Here is an 18,481-nt window from a genome sequence, read left to right on the forward strand (position 1 = left end):
GCAAAAGTAGACATTTTAATGGTTTTTACAAACATTTATCTGCATTTTTTGAAGTACAATCTAAAACAGACTCATTATTAAACCATTAAATTATCAATCGTTAATGGCCTTCCACAACATATCCTTCAAAGGAAGAATATTTTTGTTAGCAACAGATGAAATAAAAATATAAGGAATATCTTTAGGCAATTCGGCCTTCATCTGCTCCTCCAATTCTTCATCCAACATATCCGATTTAGTGATCGCCAACAAGCGGGGTTTTGTTAAAAGTTCGTCATTATAAGAGGTCAACTCATTTAATAAAATATTGTACTCCTCCTCTATCGTGCGATCTGTATCCGCAGGAACCATAAAAAGAAGAACAGAGTTGCGCTCAATATGTCTCAAAAACCGAATACCTAAACCCTTGCCTTCCGAAGCTCCTTCTATAATCCCTGGAATATCGGCCATCACAAACGATTTATTATCACGGTAACCTACTATCCCTAGATTCGGGACAAGGGTTGTAAACGGATAATTAGCAATCTCGGGCTTTGCAGCCGAAACTACAGACAGTAAAGTAGATTTTCCGGCATTCGGAAAACCAACAAGACCAACGTCTGCCAATACCTTAAGCTCAAGAATAATCCACTGTTCCTTTCCTGGAAGACCAGGCTGTGAAAAACGTGGCGTCTGCTGTGTAGAACTCTTAAAGTGCCAATTTCCTAAACCACCCTTTCCTCCTTCAGTAAGAATCTTTGTCTCCCCCTCTTCGGTTATCTCAAAGAGAATCTCACCCGTCTCTGCATCCTTAGCAACTGTACCTAAAGGAACTTCTAGTACATCATCCCTACCATTGGCACCGGTCCTCAAAGCTGAGCCCCCCGGTCCACCCGGCTCCGCAATAATATGCTTGCGATACTTTAAATGTAATAAGGTCCAATGTTGTGTCGAACCTTTTAATATAATATGTCCTCCTCTACCTCCATCTCCACCGTCTGGACCACCCTTGGCCGTGAATTTGTCACGATGCAAATGCGAAGATCCTGCCCCTCCATGCCCTGACCGACAACACACCTTTACATAATCAACAAAATTTGAACCCTGAGCCATATACTTTTTATAAAATAAAATTAAGCGTTGTAATTATCAATCACTTGAGACAATTCAGTAAAAATTGTTTCAATCTCGCCTATGCCATTTACTTTAGATAATTTACCTTGAGCTTCGTAATAAGGAAGTACATGAATAGTTTTTCCAAAATACTCTTCTATACGTTTCTTAAGTTTATCCGCTGCATCATCAGCACGTCCAGAGATTTCTTGACGTTTGGCGATACGCTGTGTTAATTCTTCTTCATTCACATCGAGTGCAATCACCCCAGTGATAGCACTATTATTATCAGTCAAAAACTTATCTAACGCTTCTGCTTGTGCCACAGTACGTGGGAAACCATCAAAAATAAAACCTTTTGCCTGTGGATTTTGCTTGATTTCTTCCTCCAACATAGCAATAGTAATTGAATCTGGCACCAAATTTCCATCAGCAATAATCTGACTTACTTGTTTACCTAATTCGGTTTGACCTTTGATATGTGCACGGAAAATATCTCCAGTAGAAATATGCACAAGATTGTATTTACTGATAAGTTTTTCTGACTGTGTACCCTTTCCTGCTCCTGGAGGACCGAATAATACAAGGTTTAGCATAGTATTGAGTAATTTTTGATGACAAAAATAAAAGCCTAATCCGGTTAAGAGAATTAGGCTTTTCAGTTAACTAAAGTGCGCTCCAAGGGAGTCGAACCCCTAACCTTCTGATTCGTAGTCAGATGCTCTATCCAATTGAGCTAGGAGCGCAGCGACCATAACTTAAAAGAATAACCTTTTCGTTTTTGGTGTTGCAAATATAGCTATTTAAAAGCTTTATGCAAACATTTTTATAATGTTATTCATAATCGCCCAATTATCGCTATTTATTTGCCCTAAAAGCAAAACACGGGAAGAGTTCATTTCCTCTTCCCGTGTCCTTACTGAATATATCGTATTGTTATTAATTATTAATGCTTTACATCCATTTCGTCAACATACTCTTCGTTCGGCACATAATCTGCAACAATCAACTCTTTGTAGTTAACATCCTCTCCTTTACCAAAACGTCGTTGTAAACTATCAAAAAGAGAGTATACCACAGGTACGACGACTAACGTCAGGAACATCGAAGACAATAATCCCCCGATAATTACAATAGCTAGTCCTCTATTCGTATCGGCAATACCTCCGGTCGCCATAGCGATAGGAATCATACCAAACACCATGGCTATGGTAGTCATTAGAATCGGACGAAGACGGGCATGATTGGCCGCCACCAAAGCATCGTGCGTACTGGCTCCGGCAGCCTTTTTATGATTGGCAAAATCGACCAGTAGAATAGCATTCTTAGCAACCAAACCAATCAACATGATTATACCTAAAATCGTAAAAATATTAAGTGTCTGGTTGGTCAATGCCAACAACAATAATGCGCCAATAAATGATAACGGAATAGAGAATAATACCACAAATGGTGTAGCAAAGTTATCATACAAGGCCACCATTACTAAGTAAACTAATATAATCGATGCCAAAAGTGCTACTCCTAATGTTCCAAAACCTTCTTCTTGGTTTTCCATATTACCACCCCACATTGTAGACACTCCTGTTTTCTTTTGTAGCTTATCAAATTCGACTTTCCACTCCTGAGCTACTGTTCCTGCAGGACGACCAATAACCTGAGCCTTTACTGCGACAGAAGGAGTCTTATCTCTTCGCTCCAACAATGTTGGCCCCGAACCGTAAGAAATGTCTGCAAACTGTTCTAAACTAATCGGAGTACCTTGGTTATTGATAAATTTCAGCTTGCGCACATCATCAATACTCGCTCTTCCTTTGTCGTCAAATTGTATATTGATATCATACTCATTGTCACCAGCGCGGAATTTATTGTCTGTATTACCAGAGAATGCGACCTGCATCGTACTACCTACTGTAGCTACATTCAGGCCAAGTGAAGTCATTTTATCCCGATCCACTTTTACGTTGATCTCTGGATTACCAGCCTCTGAAGACAATCTTACCTGCGAAGACCCTGGGATCTTCTTTAAGATATCCGCCGCTTGATTGGCAAACTCTAATGCATCTTCCATAGAAGTACCTATGACAGTCAGGTGCACAGGTGCTTGTTCAGCTCCCATAAGCCCCATATTCACAGTACGTACAATCGCTCCTACCAACTCGTTTTCAAGCTCACGCTTCAATTCTGCAGAATAGACCTTCGAGTTCAAAATACCGACATACTCGTCTTTTAATATAACGTGGATTTCTGATTTATATCTTGATCCAGATACACCACCCATACCACCGTCACTAGACTGACCTACTGTCGTAATCAATCGCTTAACTTCTGGCTTTGATGCTATCCAATTTTCCGCACGCTGCGTCAACTGATTTGTCATCTCTAGCGAAGCATCTTTTTCCAGCTCAAACTGCATCATAAACTCACCCTTATCATTCGCTGGGAAAAAGTCACCACCGATATAACCTAGGATCGGTAAAGATAAAGAACCAAAAAATAGAACAAGCGATACTAAGAGGGTCGCTACTTTATTTCCTCTAGTCTTTAATGACCATTTCAAAATATCAGAAATCCAATGCGTAAATTTGGAAAGGCCACGTTCGAACCCTAGAATTATCCTTCCAAAAAATGAACTTGAATTGATATGTTCTAATCGTCCAAAACGGGAATACAACCAAGGAACTACTGTAAATGATACAAGTAACGACAAGCCTGTAGCAATGATAACGGTAACACAGAATTGAGCTAAGATATTTGCCACCAAACCTGTAGACATCGCTATCGGTAAAAACACGACCACGATTACTAAAGTAATTGCTGTTACGGTAAACCCAATCTCAGCGGCACCATCGTACGCCGCACGCACCTTGTTTTTGCCCATCTCCATATGACGATGCACGTTCTCGATAACCACAATAGCATCATCGACCAAGATACCCACCACTAGCGACAAACCTAATAGGGACATCAGATTTAACGTATACCCCATAAAATAGAAACCGATAAAAGTCGCTACAAGAGATAATGGAATCGCCACCATAGTAATTGCCGCATTACGTAAACTATGCAAGAAAAATAGCATAATAAACCCTACCAATATGACAGCTACGACCAAATCTTTCATTACGTGATTCGCAGAATCCAAAGTGTACTCACTAGAGTCATTCGCAACGAGGACTTGTATCCCCTCCTTCTTGTAATCTTTCTCTATCCCACTAATAACGTTTCCATCCTTATCATGGATTGCGATCGTCTTTTGCACAAGCTTAGATACCGCTACAGCATTGGCATCAGACTGCTTAAATACCTGCATCAAGATTGTATTCTTACGATCCAACCTTGCAATTTTCTCTATCTCAGCTACACCGTCCTGTATATCGGCTATATCACGCAAGAATACAGTCACCCCAGCAGGTGTAGTGATAGGTAAATTACGTAACTCCTCGACAGAAGTAACTTTTCCAGCAAGACGGATCGTGTTACGTTTTTCGGCAGACTGCACACTTCCAGTAGGAAAATCCATATTCGAAGAAGCGATAACCTGCTGTATCTGACTGATATTTAACCCATATCCCTCGAGCTTCTCAGGATCAACCTTCACTTGTATCTCACGCTCTTCACCACCAATCATATCGACCTTTGCAACCCCGTTTATACGAGCAAAAACAGGCTGAATCTTTTTATCCAAAAGATCATACAACTCCTTTTCAGACAAGCTAGAGGTAACAGCCAAACTCATAATTGGCATGTCGTCCAGTGAAAATTTATTCAAAATCGGAGGATCTACATCATCCGGCAAATCATTCAGAATTGAATTTATTTTCCGTTGCGCATCGGTCAACAAAAAATTCACATCCGCTTCATCATTCAATGTCACCGCAACTACGGACACACTCTCCATTGAAGTCGCTTCAATTTTCTTCACCATCTCGAGTGAAGAAATAGCATCCTCAATTTTTTTGGTAACCGTATTTTCTACCTCCGTAGGCGATGCACCAGGATATACAGTCTGAATCAAAATAACTTTGATATCAAACTTAGGGATAAGCTCATACCCCAATCGGGTATAAGAAAATATACCGCCGAGAATCAAAATGATAAACATCACTATGATTAAACTCGGCCGTTTTATCGAAATTTCAGAAATCTTCATATTATACTACTGTCTTTTCAACTTGTTTATTTGATAATAGAAATAGGTGCTTGATCGAAAACATTAATCTGTCCAGAAATAATCACTTGATCTCCCGCATTTAACCCTTCTAGCACTTCGATATAATCACCAAAACTTCTTCCTGACTTGACCGTCGTAGCAACTGCTTTTCCGCTTTTCACAGTATAGACCTTGTTGTCACTCACGGATCCTAAAAACGCTGTACGTGGCACAACAAGCACATTAGCTGTTGCATCGTTTCCAAATCTAGCAGTACCGTACATACCTGCGCGTAACTCATTATTCGGATTTGCAACCTCTATCTCGACTGGGAAGTTTAAACTTCCGTCTGATTTTGGTGCAATAAATATGATTTTACCACTGTATGTTTTATCTGGGTAAACGCTAACTCCTAAATTAACAGTTTGTCCAACCGCCAAGGTTGCTACATTTTTCTCATCCACATTGACACGCAGCTTAAGCGTACTCACATTCACAATATCGAAAGCTGGAGCACCAACATTCACATAGGTTCCAGGTTCTATTTTACGCGCATTTATAACGCCCGAAACTGCGGTTTTAATAGTCACGTCTCCAGCAGTTAATTTAGCACTGCGTAGATTATTTTTAGCGTTTTCAAATTGAAGTTTCGCTTGATCCAATTGTTGCTGCGTCACACCTCCCGTGCTGAATGCGCTCTCAAAACGTTGTACATTTTGAAGGGCATTATCATAATTAGCCTGAGCATTCGCTACATTTACATTTAACTTATCCCCTTCCACAATGGCCAATGTTTGTCCGGCACTAACTCTTGCTCCCTCACTGACTAATACTTTAACCACACGTCCGGGTGTCTCTGCCGAAACGGTTACTTCTTGCTTAGGTATAAAATTTCCGTTTGCGATATATGCCAAATCCACCATCTGTGTACGTGCAGTATCTACACGCACAGCAACAGTCTCATTGGTCACAGCTGCAGCAGCCGTGATTTCTTCATTCTGCTTCTTATTTTTGTTAAGTAAATAAACAATACCCGCTAATACGGCTGCTATACTTACTATCGTTATTATTACGCGTTTCATACTATATATTTAGATTATTTTTCGTTTACTAATGTTTTTAATTGCCCCTTCGCTTTGATCAACTGAACTTCGGCGACCTTGAAATTAAGAAGAGAGGTATTGAGATTATTTTGTGCATCAGCGAGCGCTTTCTCTGCGTCAAGTAACTCCGTTAATGTAGCTAACCCGTTCTTATAGTTGTTCTCCGTATCTGACAACACCTCTTTAGCCAACCCGACATTGGAGCGATTCGTATTTATGGTCAATAACGAATTCTTAATCTGAGCTTTCGCATTCTCATTCGCTAGTGATAGCCCTAGCTTAGTATCTTCTAAAGTAACTCGCGCCTGTCTGATTTGTATGTCAGCCTGATTGATACGCGCTTTAGTGGCACCTCCCGTAAAAATTGGTATTGAAAGATTCAAACCAATAGCAGAAGATTTAGGCCATGCAAAATCTCCCCCAATCGGAAATCCCTTTCCAAACCCATTCCAGCCAAAATCTGCTCCAAGAGATAATGTCGGGTATAAACCTGCTACCTTTGACTTCTTATCAAACTCATAAAGCTCAATTTGCTTCTGCATCAAAAGAACTTCAGTCCTATTATCCAGACTTTCTTCTTGCAACACAATCGAAGGATCTACAGCAAAAGTCTCTTTAGGCATGACAACAGGGTTTTCTATAGGCATACCTATCGCAAATTTCAAGGCGTTCTCTTTCAACTGTAGCGCATTGTACACTTGTTGTTTTTGCGATTCTAAATTATTAATAGCGACCACTAGTCGATCTAAATCTATCTTTTTTGCTAATCCAGCACCCACCAAACCATTTACAACATTTTTATTCTTGGTTGTACTATTTAAATTGGTCTGTATTGTTTCCAACTGCAATTGCGTCTGAAAAACATCGTAATAAGCGGTTGCAACCTTCTCTATTAATTGTTCCTCTGTTAACTGTGCATTAACTTGATAAAACTCCCTTGTAGTTCTCGCAGCTTTTAATCCGGTAAAAACAGCCTGGTTAAAAATCTGTTGATTTAGCGAGACGACAGCATTTGAATTCCAAGGCTGTCCCATTTTCGCACGAATTACATTTCCACCCATTTCAAAAACCATTTCTGGAATGATGACATTCGACTTTATCGACGCTACACCATTAATCTGAGGAAGAGCCGCTCCTCTAATTTCATCAATTTGGTACTGCGCATTTTCAAGATCAAGAGCCGACTTTTTAGCTTCGGCTTTGTTCTCTAACGCATATCTTATCGCATGCTGTAGCGTCAACACCTCTTGAGCATTGACACTGGAAGCTCCAAAGATTCCAGCTAGTAAAATTGCAATAATTCTTATCCTTTTCATTTAGTGTCTTTGTTTTTCTTTCTTTGCTAATAAAAACTCTCCCAGTACATCGGGATCGGTTTAACTATTTATTGTGTGTGACGATTCGTTCTTCAAAAATTAATCTAATGGCCCGCCTTTGACTATCCACGATATGACCTATATTATCTTTGTTCGGGATTCCAGAAACAATATCCTGTACATTATGCATGATACCCAACGATTTCATAATCTCAACGAACGCAATACTGGCTTCATCCACATCTTTAATCCGCACATCACCAATATCGACAGATTTGGAAAACAACACCTTCGTCGCAGAAATATCCCTTTTATAAAGCTGCTCAATAACGGACGCCATCTCTACTCCTTTAATCCACTCTAGATTTTCGTCAATATGAAGCATATAATATTTGCTGAGATAAGAAGCGCGCAATTCAAGAATCTCATAAAGTGTGGTCATTAAGTCATGCTCATAGTTAGCAATAATAGTTTCCTCTTTAGCAAACAACTCATCAGCAACCGTAGCTATCACATCTCTTATCAAAGCGGACTTATCTTGATAATAGTAATAGAGATTAGCTTTGGTGATTTTCATATCCTCAGCAATCTCATTCATTGTGGTCTTGTTAAAACCATAATGACAAAATCTTCTCAGAGCTACCTCAACAATTTCTTCTTTACGTTTGTCCATTTTCCACTTTTACCTTCTGACTTTTATTAAACTTTGTTCAAAAGTAAAGAAAGACTGCTCCAGAAGAGCAAGAATTGTTCAAAAAAAACAATTCCATGACAATTACCGTGATTAAATTAAAGAAAAAAAACTAAGCGAAAAGTTTAGCGAACCTCCTTTTATCTACTTTATAAAGTCGTGCAGCTCGATAGGATACTCCGGTCTGATATTCATCTAATTCTTTCAAATAGCCAAGATTTCCCATTTTCTTACGAAAATTACGTTTATCTAAGGGCTCTCCTAATATAGACTCATAGATTTGCTGAAGCTGGGTCAGCGTGAATTTCTCGGGCAAAAGCTCGAATGGCGCAAAGGAAAAACTTAAATTTGTCTTTAGCTTTTTCAATCCAAGCCTTAGAATTTCATTGTGATCGAAAGCTAGATCTGGCACATTATTAACATCGAACCATTTGGCCTGACGCATATAATTGGTAATAGGTTTTATTTTATTCTTTACCTCTTCATAACGAACAAGCGCCATATAAGCAACTGTCAAAATACGTCCTTCAGGATGACGTTTGACCCCGGCTAAAGCGGCCAGTTGCTCAAGATAAATGTCTTTCAATCCCGTATTTTCATAAGATATGCGCTTTACCGCTTCTTCCATTTCTTCTTCTTTATCGACAAAATAGCCAGGGATAGCCCACCAATCTTTATAAGGGTACTCATTCCGCTCTGTGAGGAGAACTTTCAATTGCCCTTCATGAAAGGTTAGAATTAGACAGTCTACGGTAAAAAAGGAAAGCACAAACTTTTGTTTTAAAGTGAATAATCAACCAAATCTCAGACAATATTGCTTAAAAATTACACAAGAAACAAAAAAAATATGGTCAAAAATTTAATAGTGTAGAAAATACACACTATATTCGTATTGCCTAAAATTAGTTTGATTTGAAAAAAATAACAAACATCGGTGTATTTACTTCAGGTGGTGATGCACCAGGGATGAACGCAGCAATCCGCGCTGTAGTAAGAACCGCAATATACGAAAACATACAAGTAACTGGTATCTATAGAGGGTATCAAGGGATGATTGAGGCCGATTTTGTGGATATGAATAGACGCTCTGTCAGCTCTATTATCCAAAAAGGAGGTACTGTATTAAAATCTGCCCGGTGTCTTGAATTCAAAACCAAAGAAGGTCGTCAACAAGCCTACAATAATATCAAGACCCACGGTATAGACGCATTAGTGGCTATCGGCGGGGATGGCACATTTACTGGTGCGGATCTGTTTTCGAAAGAATTTGACATTCCGGTTATGTGTATTCCCGGAACCATAGATAATGATCTTTACGGTTCTGATTACACCCTAGGATATGACACAGCCAATAATACAGTTATTGAAGCTATCGATAAGATCCGTGACACAGCTTCTTCTCATAGCAGAGTCTTTTTTGTGGAAGTAATGGGTCGAGACTCCGGCTGTATTGCGTTAAATGCCGGTGTTGGTGGAGGAGCTGAAGCTATATTGATGCCAGAAGTAGATAGTGGAATCACGGAACTATTCGGCGAACTTGAGCTTGCAGAGAGCCGTAACAAAAGTTCGATGATCGTTATTATTGCTGAGGGAGACCAAAATGGCGGAGCATATAATGTAGCTAAAATTGTCAAAGATAAATTTGACCATCTTGACATAAAAGTTAGTATATTAGGACATCTTCAACGTGGAGGTTCGCCCAGTAGTTTTGACAGGGTGCTAGCAACTCGAATGGGATTTAAAGCCGTCAAAGAACTAATGGCTGGCAACTCTAGAGCCACAGTGGGGCTGAGAGGAACAGCAATCGTAACTACTCCTCTTGAAGAAGCTTTAAGCAGAAAAGAATTCAAACTAGACGAGGAATTGCTAGCTATAGCAAATATAATGAACAAATAAAAAAGCATGATTTTAATAATTTTCACCGGATCAAGATATGCAGACTGGCGTCTGGCAGATAAAGGAAAAGTTTTACACGGTTTCAGAACCGCCGGAATAAACTCTTATATTCAGGATGAAAATTTCATCAATCAGCTTTTAAATAAAAACACAGACCTACTCTATAACGCGGAAAAGGTAAGGAAGATATTTTTCTTCGGAGCAGGAGCGTCGTCGAAAGACAGACAAGAAAAAATCATACGGGTATTCTCTTCTTTTTTTAAGAACGCAAAGGTAAAAGCATCTCATGATCTAGATGCCTCCGCTATAGCGACATTTGGAGATGAGAAAGGAATTGTAGGAATTATTGGATCGGGGTCCAATGCGGCCTACTTTACAGGAAAAAAAATAACAGAAAACAACTATGGCCTTGGCTATATACTAGCTGATGAAGGATCGACCAACTGGTTAAGCAAGCAAATATTAAAAGATTTTCTAACGGAGGCTATGCCTAATGGATTCCGGGAAAAATTCCTGGAAAAGCACAATATAGACCGTAAAGTAATTCTAGAGAAGATATATAATACCCCAAACCCTAATATATTCCTGACCTCTTTTGCAGATTTTATATTAGAGAACAGAAATGACCCCTATATGTCGTCAGTGATTAAGAAGGGCCTTGATCTCTATTTCAAAACCTACTTAATACCTCTGGCCGACAACTACCCTGACTCGCCAATATGTCTCACAGGATCTGTCGCCTACAACTACAAAGAATGGTTAATGGAACTGGGGAATGAATATCACCTGAATATCGAAAAAATAGTCAAGGAACCCATTCAAAATTTAACGAAATACTACATAAATAAAAATTGAAAAAAATGAAAATTGGAATTAACGGATTTGGCCGTATTGGCCGTTTAGCATTCAGAGCTGCTGTCAATCGCAAAGATATTGAGATTGTTGGTATCAACGACTTGGTAGAACCTGACTATATGGCTTATATGCTGAAATACGATTCAACACATGGAAGATTTGATGGAACAGTTGAAGTTAAAGATGGTAATCTAGTTGTTAATGGAAAAACAATACGTGTCACAGCAGAAAAAGATCCAGCTAATCTAAAGTGGAATGAAGTTGGTGCAGAGGTTATTATTGAATCAACTGGCCTATTCTTGACACAGGAAACTGCTCAAAAACATATTGATGCCGGAGCAAAAAAAGTAATTATGTCAGCTCCCGCGAAAGATGATACACCTACATTTGTAATGGGGGTAAATCACAAAGAACTAAAAGCTGAACAACATATCGTTTCTAATGCTTCTTGTACAACGAACTGTCTAGCTCCTATTGCAAAGGTATTAAATGATAAATTTGGCATCACTGAAGGACTTATGACTACAGTACATGCTGTAACAGCTACTCAAAAAACAGTAGACGGTCCATCAGTCAAAGATTGGAGAGGCGGACGTGGTGCTTACCAAAATATTATTCCTTCTTCTACAGGAGCAGCAAAAGCAGTAGGCTTAGTGTTACCAGAACTTAAAGGTAAATTGACAGGAATGTCTTTCCGCGTTCCAACAGCAGACGTATCTGTTGTCGATTTGACAGTTCGCCTAGACAAAGCTGCTTCTTATGAAGATATCAAAAAAGCGATGAAAGAGGCTTCTGAAGGTGAGTTAAAAGGTATATTAGGATACACTGAAGACGATGTTGTTTCTACAGATTTCTTAGGAGATGCACGCACTTCTATTTTTGATGCTAAAGCAGGGATTTCATTAAATGACAACTTTGCAAAAGTAGTGTCTTGGTATGACAATGAATGGGGATACTCCAATAAGATCATTGATTTGGCGCAGGCTGTAGCAAAATTCATCTAGTTTAAAAACCAATAAAAAAGAGAGGGAAGCCCTCTCTTTTTTATTTTACAACAAGCCCTCATCCCTAAAACTATAGTAACTGCTATCTGTAAAGATCAAATGGTCATTCACTCGGATATCCATAATCCGTGCGGCTTCATAAACTTTATCGGTCAAATCCTTATCTGCCTTACTCGGAGATAAAGTTCCTGAAGGATGATTATGAGCCAATATAATGGAACTAGAATTAGCCTGTAACGCATGACGCAGTATGATGCGTACATCGACAGGAGTAAAGTCGTTGCCACCACTCCCTATTAGCTGTTCGTGCACCACCTTACAAGCGGTATTCAAATAAATCACCCAAAACTCTTCATGAGGCAAGTCCTGCAAATAGGAGCGAAAGTAATCATAAGCCCGTTTACTACTATTCAATACTGGGCTATCCTGCTCTCCTTCTTCTTTTCTTCTCCTACCCAGTTCCAGCGCGGCAATAATAGAAATCGCCTTGGCTTCTCCTATCCCCTTATATTGGCATAGCTGCGAGACATCTTTGCGAGACAAATCGCTCAGATTATTCTTCGAATCATTCAAAATACGCCGACAAAGCTCCACAGAGGTCTCTCCCGGCGAACCAGAACCAATGAGAATAGCTAACAGTTCTGCATTGGACAGAGCTCTACGCCCACGTTCCAACAATTTTTCTCTGGGACGGTCTTCTTCCGCCCATTCCCGAATAACAAGCTTATCCATAGTAAATAATTGATTTACTTAAAGTTAACAAAAATCAATAAACTATCAAACTTAAACTTGCTTTGCCTACAGATCACCACTTACTTTACCTAAAAAAAAGCTATATTTGTACCTCGAAAAACAAATTTATTTAGTAATGAGTAAAGCAATTATCAAGACAGAGAAAGGCGATATGACTGTACAATTTTATACAGAAGACGCTCCAAATACCGTTGCAAATTTCATCAAACTTGCAAAATCGGGTTATTATGATGGACTGGCATTCCACCGCGTAATACCTGACTTTGTTATTCAGGGAGGATGTCCTAACTCAAGAGAAGGTGCTGCTGGTGTTGCTGGCACAGGTGGCCCGGGCTACAAAATAGACTGTGAGTTAACTGGAGAAAACCAATACCACGACCGTGGAGTATTATCAATGGCGCACGCTGGACGTAATACAGGAGGCTCTCAGTTTTTCATTTGCCATAGCCGTAACAATACTGCACACCTAGATCGTAATCACACTTGCTTTGGCAAAGTGATAGAAAATGTAGACGTTGTGGATGATATACGCCAAGGAGATCGCATTTTATCAATCGAAGTAATAGAAGATTAGTAAACAACAAAGCAATAACATGAATTTAAGAGCTTTAGTATCAGTAACAGGTAAACCGGGATTGTTCAAGCTTATTGGACAAAATAAAGGCGGATTTATCTTAGAATCTTTAGATAGCGCAAAGATTAAATCCGTTGTCAACTTGAATACGACAAAAATGGCTACTCTGGAAGATATCACTATCTATGGCGAGGAAGAAGAAATCCGTCTATTGGATGTTCTTGAAAAAATCAAGTCTGAAGAGATAAGCGTTCCCGACACAAAATCAAACGGTGATACATTAAGAGATTTCTTTAGAAATGTAGCTCCTGGGCACGACGAATCCCGAGTTTATACATCTGATATCAAAAAGATAATTAGCTGGTACAATATTCTGAGGGAATTTCCTTTATTCGAAGAAGAAGCTCCTGCTCCTCTTCAATAACTAAAAGAAGGTCTGATGCAAGTCAGGCCTTTTTTTGTCACTATAGGGCACAAAAAAAATGCTTCGTATGGAAAGCATTGCATTTAATTTTTGATTTTAAAATTTCAACTCCGGTATTAACGTTTCTCCGGGTTTTCTGGTTCTTGTTTAACAGGTCTTTCTATAAATCCCCAATTGGTCATATAAAAAGCAAGAGGGTTTCGCTGTAATGTACTCTTTTTGTCTTTCTTTTTTTTAATCATATTTTTCCTTTCATTTTGTTTTCACTTAAATAACTATCAACAAGCGAGCCAAACAAGTCGAATCACCGACTCAAGGAATATAAAATGACATACAGACCATATAAAGCATACAAAAATGGGGCTACTTATTATAAAGTTGCCCCATTTATTCCTATAGTACAAAATACGCTATACCACTATGTTGATAATCTTACCTTTGACAAAGATCAACTTCTTCAATGCTTTTCCATCCATATAACGCTGTACATCAGCATTAGATAAGACAATATCTTCTACTGTCTTTTGATCTAAATCTAAAGCTAATGATAGATTCATTTTCATTTTGCCATTGATAGATACCGGATAAGCAAATTCCGATTCGACCAAGTACTCTGGCTTGAATACGGGATAGCTCGCAAAAGATATTGTACCCGCTGGATTTCCTAATAATGACCACAACTCTTCTGCAATATGTGGTGCATAAGATGACAATACGATAATCAAATCTTGAAGGATCTCTCTTTTATTACACTTGAGATCAGTAAGCTCATTGACACAGATCATAAATGCTGACACAGAAGTATTAAAAGAAAAACGTTCTATATCTTCCTCTACTTTTTTAATGATCTTGTGTAATGCCTTATACTCTGCCTTGGCTGGTGTCTCGTCCGAAATACTAAGGTTGCCCTCTGCATCATGGAAAAGACGCCACACTTTTCTTAAAAATTTATAGACTCCTTCGATTCCATTTGTATTCCAAGGTTTGGCTTGCTCCAATGGTCCCAAAAACATCTCATAAAGACGTAGCGTATCAGCACCAAACTGAGAAATTATATCATCTGGGTTAACTACGTTAAATTTAGATTTAGACATCTTCTCCACTTCAGTCCCACAGATATATTTCCCGTCCTCCAATATAAACTCAGCATTTGCGAAATCCGGGCGCGAGGCTTTAAACTTCTCTGTATTTAAAACATCATTATGCACAATGTTTACATCTACGTGTAGAGGGATTGTATTATAATTTTCTTTCAATCCTAAAGAAACAAAAGTATTCGTCCCTCTCCCCTCGTCATCCAAAAGGCGATATACGAAACTAGAACGTCCTTGGATCATACCTTGATTTATGAGCTTTTTGAAAGGCTCCTCCTCATTATGAAACCCAAGATCCTTTAATATTTTGTTCCAAAAACGAGAGTAGAGTAAGTGTCCTGTTGCATGTTCGGACCCACCAATATACAAATCGACAGATTTCCAGTAATTTATTGCCTTTTTGGACGCAAAATCCGCTCTGTTTTGAGGATCCATATAACGGAACCAATACCAAGAAGATCCCGCCCAACCAGGCATGGTACTTAACTCATATTCATATCGATCTTGATACTTCCAGTTCTCAGCTCGCCCTAATGGAGGCTCCCCAGACTCCGTAGGCAAATATTTATCAACCTCTGGAAGCAACAATGGCAACTCTTCTTCTTTAATAAGATAAGGTAATCCATCTTTAAAAAATACAGGAACCGGTTCTCCCCAATAACGTTGACGGCCAAAAATAGCATCACGCATACGGAAATTCACCTTTGCTTTTCCCAATCCTAACTCAGATAGCTTAGCAATAAGTGCGTCAGTCGCTTCAGTATAAGTCATCCCATTGATAAAACCGGAATTGATGTAACGACCGTCTTTGTTCGGGTCAGCTGCTTCTTCAATCTGCTGACTATCGGATATAGCGACTATCGGGAGATCGAAATGCTTAGCAAATACATAATCACGCTGATCGCCAGAAGGCACTGCCATCACGGCTCCTGTACCATATCCCGCCAAAACGTAATCTGCTATCCAGATCTGTACATCTTCTCCTGTAATCGGGTGCTTCGCATAAGAACCGGTAAATGCTCCTGATACAGTCTTTGTATCCGCCATACGATCTAGTTCAGATTTTTTGGCAGTCTTCTCAATATAGCTTTCAACCTGGCTGCGACATGCATCTGTCGTCAATGAAGCAACCAACTCATGTTCTGGCGCCAACACAACGAAACTGACTCCGAATATAGTGTCCACTCGAGTGGTAAACACCTCGATCGCTGTGTTTAGCTGTGGTATTGGAAACTTAACAAGCGCTCCTATAGATCTACCAATCCAATTACGTTGCATTTCAATCAATGGCTCAGGCCAATCAATGGTGTCCAACCCTTGAAGTAATCGGTCTGCATACGCGGTAATCCGCATAGACCATTGCATCATTTTCTTCTGCTCCACGGGAAACCCACCTCGCTCAGAAACGCCATTGATTACTTCATCATTTGCTAATACTGTCCCCAACGCTGCACACCAGTTTACAGTACTCTCTTTTAGATAAGCTAACCTATATTTCAGCAACTCTCTTTGCTGTTCTTCGACAGAAAAAGATTTCCATTCATCAGCAGTAAAACGCAATATGTCTTCATCACACTCGGCATCGATACCTTGAGATCCAGTTGTTTCGAAATGTACAATCAATTGCCCAATAGCTACAGCACGATTTTCTTTCTTGTCATACCAAGCATCAAATGCCTGCATAAAGATCCACTGAGTCCACTTATAGTAATCTGGCTCAGATGTGCGAATCTCCCGGGACCAATCATAAGAAAAGCCGATATTATCCATCTGCTCGCGGTAGCGATTGATATTAGCTTCTGTCGTAATCGATGGATGTTGGCCAGTCTGTATAGCATACTGCTCGGCAGGCAGACCAAACGAATCGTATCCCATTGGGTGTAACACGTTGAAACCTTTCGCACGCTTATATCGCGAAAAAATATCCGAAGCAATATACCCTAGCGGATGACCGACATGCAGACCTGCACCAGAAGGGTAAGGAAACATATCCAACACATAATACTTCGGCTTTTCCGTAGACTCTGACGTTTTGAAGGTAGCATTGTCCGCCCAAAAGGCTTGCCACTTCTTTTCTATTGATTTATGATTATACTCCATTTTTGTACAAAAAAGAATTTTACAAGAGTTGCGAAAATAGCGATTTTAACTCATTTTTAATACAAAAGTTTTTTATTGTACGTAATAATTTCAGATATTAGTTGCATTATTCACTGGTTTCAGTCAGTAAAGAAAAGACGATAAAAAATGTTAAATGTATCCACATTAAAGAGGTTATCATATTAATAGTTCCTAAAATCATCTTAATTCTTTACTTTCGCATCAAATTAAAAAAAGGTTTATGTCAGCATTAGAACAAGGTTCACCTCGTAAAAAAACTAAATCTGTATATATTTCTACGGTTATTAGTATTGCTCTCGTCTTGTTAATGACGGGACTACTAGGTTTAATACTAGTTCACGCTAAAAATCTATCAAAATATGTAAAAGAGAACATTGTCTTAAATATCATTGTCAATGATAATGTAAATGAAGGTGATGTGCTGTCTCTACAAAAAGATATCGAAAAAGATGACTATGTACTACGTACAGAGTATGTAAGCAAAGAACTCGCTGCAAAAAGTCTAAAAGAAGACTTGGGGGAAGATTTTGTTACCTATCTAGGTCATAATCCATTATTACCCTCTATCGATGTTTATTTAAAGGAACAGTATGCTAACTCAGACAGCATACAGCCTTTTATACAGAAACTCACAAAAAACAGTCGCGTTAAGGAGGTTGTTTATCAAGAATCTTTAATTGATATGGTGAATAAAAACATCCGTATCATATCTATGGTGGTATTAGCTTTCACTGTCATTCTTTTAGTGATTGCCGTAGCACTAATCAACAATACAATTCGACTGGCAATCTACTCGCAGCGTTTCTTAATAAAGAGTATGCAATTGATCGGCGCGACAAAGAACTTCATACGTAAGCCTTATATTATGTATGGTATTGTACATGGACTTATCGGATCTTTAATTTCTATACTATTATTAATATTCACTTTACAATTTGCCCAAAAGCAAGTCCCAGAACTGATCTTTCTTCGTAACTGGTACGAATTTGGCGCAATATTCTTGATCGTAGTTATATTGGGGATATTAATATCGGGTCTTAGTACGTACTTTGCCGTAACAAAATATCTCAAAGCTAAGTCACACAGCCTTTATCAATAGTATCCGCAAAATAAAGAAGTTTTGCAAGTCATCATTTAATTATAATAACTAAAAGATAATGTCACAAAAAAATCCTTTGATAAGTAATGAAAAGAAATCAAGCTTATTTGTATTTCAGAAAGTAAACTATCAGCTTTTCATCGTTAGTATCGTTATTGTAGCTATTGGCTTTTTTTTGATGATGGGAACAGAAGACATCTATAGCTTTGCTAAGATAACGCTTGCTCCCCTAGTTGTTATTCTAGGTTTTGCAGTTGGCTTTATTGCTATCTTATATAAGCCAAAAAATAAAAACATCTAATAAAA

At 38.9% G+C, this 18,481-nt stretch carries 17 protein-coding genes and 1 tRNA gene; 7 read left to right on the top strand and 11 right to left on the bottom strand.

Going from position 1 to position 18,481, the window contains the following annotated elements:
• Positions 1 to 93 precede the first annotated feature (93 nt).
• From obgE to JKG64_RS08615, 8 genes are all read right to left on the bottom strand, one after another.
• Complete coding sequence (gene obgE, locus JKG64_RS08580; RefSeq protein WP_210353878.1) at positions 94 to 1,092, bottom strand: GTPase ObgE; 999 nt, start codon at positions 1,090 to 1,092, stop codon at positions 94 to 96.
• Positions 1,093 to 1,112: 20 nt separating this feature from the next.
• On the bottom strand, positions 1,113 to 1,688 hold the full coding sequence (locus JKG64_RS08585; RefSeq protein WP_210353879.1) for an adenylate kinase: 576 nt from the start codon (positions 1,686 to 1,688) through the stop codon (positions 1,113 to 1,115).
• Positions 1,689 to 1,764: 76 nt separating this feature from the next.
• Positions 1,765 to 1,838: transfer RNA gene (locus JKG64_RS08590), tRNA-Arg, on the bottom strand.
• A 200-nt stretch (positions 1,839 to 2,038) separates the two neighbouring features.
• Positions 2,039 to 5,245 carry an efflux RND transporter permease subunit gene (locus JKG64_RS08595; protein ID WP_210353880.1) on the bottom strand — a complete coding sequence of 1,069 codons (3,207 nt, stop codon included), beginning with the start codon at positions 5,243 to 5,245 and terminating at the stop codon, positions 2,039 to 2,041.
• Positions 5,246 to 5,271: 26 nt separating this feature from the next.
• Positions 5,272 to 6,327, bottom strand: coding sequence for an efflux RND transporter periplasmic adaptor subunit (locus JKG64_RS08600; protein WP_210353881.1), 1,056 nt, complete (start codon positions 6,325 to 6,327; stop codon positions 5,272 to 5,274).
• Positions 6,328 to 6,341: 14 nt separating this feature from the next.
• Complete coding sequence (locus JKG64_RS08605) at positions 6,342 to 7,664, bottom strand: TolC family protein (RefSeq protein ID WP_210353882.1); 1,323 nt, start codon at positions 7,662 to 7,664, stop codon at positions 6,342 to 6,344.
• Between the two features lie 64 nt (positions 7,665 to 7,728).
• Entirely contained in the window at positions 7,729 to 8,337 is a 609-nt protein-coding gene (locus JKG64_RS08610; RefSeq protein ID WP_210353883.1) for a TetR/AcrR family transcriptional regulator, read from the bottom strand.
• A 130-nt stretch (positions 8,338 to 8,467) separates the two neighbouring features.
• The gene (locus JKG64_RS08615; protein WP_210353884.1) at positions 8,468 to 9,124 is read right to left on the bottom strand and encodes an NUDIX hydrolase; all 657 of its coding nucleotides are present in this window, start codon (positions 9,122 to 9,124) and stop codon (positions 8,468 to 8,470) included.
• A 143-nt stretch (positions 9,125 to 9,267) separates the two neighbouring features.
• On the opposite strand from JKG64_RS08615, the gene pfkA reads away from it, so the two are divergent.
• Genes pfkA through gap form a run of 3 tightly spaced genes read left to right on the top strand, consistent with a single transcriptional unit; the run spans position 9,268 to position 12,110 of the window.
• Complete coding sequence (pfkA, locus tag JKG64_RS08620) at positions 9,268 to 10,251, top strand: 6-phosphofructokinase (RefSeq protein ID WP_210353885.1); 984 nt, start codon at positions 9,268 to 9,270, stop codon at positions 10,249 to 10,251.
• Between the two features lie 6 nt (positions 10,252 to 10,257).
• Entirely contained in the window at positions 10,258 to 11,106 is an 849-nt protein-coding gene (locus JKG64_RS08625; protein ID WP_210353886.1) for a hypothetical protein, read from the top strand.
• Positions 11,107 to 11,111: 5 nt separating this feature from the next.
• Entirely contained in the window at positions 11,112 to 12,110 is a 999-nt protein-coding gene (gap, locus tag JKG64_RS08630) for a type I glyceraldehyde-3-phosphate dehydrogenase (protein ID WP_210353887.1), read from the top strand.
• Positions 12,111 to 12,155: 45 nt separating this feature from the next.
• Here gap and radC read toward each other — a convergent pair whose 3' ends face one another.
• Complete coding sequence (radC, locus tag JKG64_RS08635; RefSeq protein WP_210353888.1) at positions 12,156 to 12,842, bottom strand: RadC family protein; 687 nt, start codon at positions 12,840 to 12,842, stop codon at positions 12,156 to 12,158.
• 136 nt (positions 12,843 to 12,978) lie between these two features.
• Here radC and JKG64_RS08640 point away from each other — a divergent pair, with 136 nt between their 5' ends.
• A complete protein-coding gene (locus JKG64_RS08640) occupies positions 12,979 to 13,437 on the top strand; it encodes a peptidylprolyl isomerase (RefSeq protein ID WP_210353889.1) in 459 nt (152 codons plus the stop codon).
• A 19-nt stretch (positions 13,438 to 13,456) separates the two neighbouring features.
• Complete coding sequence (locus JKG64_RS08645) at positions 13,457 to 13,861, top strand: DUF5606 family protein (protein ID WP_210353890.1); 405 nt, start codon at positions 13,457 to 13,459, stop codon at positions 13,859 to 13,861.
• A gap of 116 nt (positions 13,862 to 13,977) precedes the next feature.
• Here the strand turns inward: JKG64_RS08645 and JKG64_RS23185 are convergent, their stop codons facing one another.
• Both JKG64_RS23185 and leuS read right to left on the bottom strand, forming a co-directional pair.
• Entirely contained in the window at positions 13,978 to 14,103 is a 126-nt protein-coding gene (locus JKG64_RS23185; RefSeq protein ID WP_262897757.1) for a hypothetical protein, read from the bottom strand.
• Between the two features lie 168 nt (positions 14,104 to 14,271).
• Complete coding sequence (gene leuS / locus JKG64_RS08650; protein ID WP_210353891.1) at positions 14,272 to 17,055, bottom strand: leucine--tRNA ligase; 2,784 nt, start codon at positions 17,053 to 17,055, stop codon at positions 14,272 to 14,274.
• Positions 17,056 to 17,296: 241 nt separating this feature from the next.
• On the opposite strand from leuS, the gene JKG64_RS08655 reads away from it, so the two are divergent.
• A complete protein-coding gene (locus JKG64_RS08655; protein ID WP_210353892.1) occupies positions 17,297 to 18,175 on the top strand; it encodes a cell division protein FtsX in 879 nt (292 codons plus the stop codon).
• A 58-nt stretch (positions 18,176 to 18,233) separates the two neighbouring features.
• Positions 18,234 to 18,476 (top strand): DUF3098 domain-containing protein, encoded by a 243-nt coding sequence (locus JKG64_RS08660; RefSeq protein ID WP_210353893.1) that lies wholly within the window; start codon positions 18,234 to 18,236, stop codon positions 18,474 to 18,476.
• Positions 18,477 to 18,481: the final 5 nt, after the last annotated feature.

It is taken from the genome of Sphingobacterium tabacisoli (assembly GCF_017908035.1).
In the GTDB taxonomy this organism is placed as follows: domain Bacteria; phylum Bacteroidota; class Bacteroidia; order Sphingobacteriales; family Sphingobacteriaceae; genus Sphingobacterium; species Sphingobacterium tabacisoli.

Excerpts from the sequence above, each read along its gene's own strand:
- obgE (WP_210353878.1), bottom strand. The coding sequence starts at position 1,092 with ATGGCTCAGGGTTCAAATTTTGTTGATTATGTAAAGGTGTGTTGTCGG.
- JKG64_RS08585 (WP_210353879.1), bottom strand. The coding sequence starts at position 1,688 with ATGCTAAACCTTGTATTATTCGGTCCTCCAGGAGCAGGAAAGGGTACA.
- JKG64_RS08595 (WP_210353880.1), bottom strand. The coding sequence starts at position 5,245 with ATGAAGATTTCTGAAATTTCGATAAAACGGCCGAGTTTAATCATAGTG.
- JKG64_RS08600 (WP_210353881.1), bottom strand. The coding sequence starts at position 6,327 with ATGAAACGCGTAATAATAACGATAGTAAGTATAGCAGCCGTATTAGCG.
- JKG64_RS08605 (WP_210353882.1), bottom strand. The coding sequence starts at position 7,664 with ATGAAAAGGATAAGAATTATTGCAATTTTACTAGCTGGAATCTTTGGA.
- JKG64_RS08610 (WP_210353883.1), bottom strand. The coding sequence starts at position 8,337 with ATGGACAAACGTAAAGAAGAAATTGTTGAGGTAGCTCTGAGAAGATTT.
- JKG64_RS08625 (WP_210353886.1), top strand. The coding sequence starts at position 10,258 with ATGATTTTAATAATTTTCACCGGATCAAGATATGCAGACTGGCGTCTG.
- gap (WP_210353887.1), top strand. The coding sequence starts at position 11,112 with ATGAAAATTGGAATTAACGGATTTGGCCGTATTGGCCGTTTAGCATTC.
- radC (WP_210353888.1), bottom strand. The coding sequence starts at position 12,842 with ATGGATAAGCTTGTTATTCGGGAATGGGCGGAAGAAGACCGTCCCAGA.
- JKG64_RS08640 (WP_210353889.1), top strand. The coding sequence starts at position 12,979 with ATGAGTAAAGCAATTATCAAGACAGAGAAAGGCGATATGACTGTACAA.
- JKG64_RS08645 (WP_210353890.1), top strand. The coding sequence starts at position 13,457 with ATGAATTTAAGAGCTTTAGTATCAGTAACAGGTAAACCGGGATTGTTC.
- JKG64_RS23185 (WP_262897757.1), bottom strand. The coding sequence starts at position 14,103 with ATGATTAAAAAAAAGAAAGACAAAAAGAGTACATTACAGCGAAACCCT.
- leuS (WP_210353891.1), bottom strand. The coding sequence starts at position 17,055 with ATGGAGTATAATCATAAATCAATAGAAAAGAAGTGGCAAGCCTTTTGG.
- JKG64_RS08655 (WP_210353892.1), top strand. The coding sequence starts at position 17,297 with ATGTCAGCATTAGAACAAGGTTCACCTCGTAAAAAAACTAAATCTGTA.
- JKG64_RS08660 (WP_210353893.1), top strand. The coding sequence starts at position 18,234 with ATGTCACAAAAAAATCCTTTGATAAGTAATGAAAAGAAATCAAGCTTA.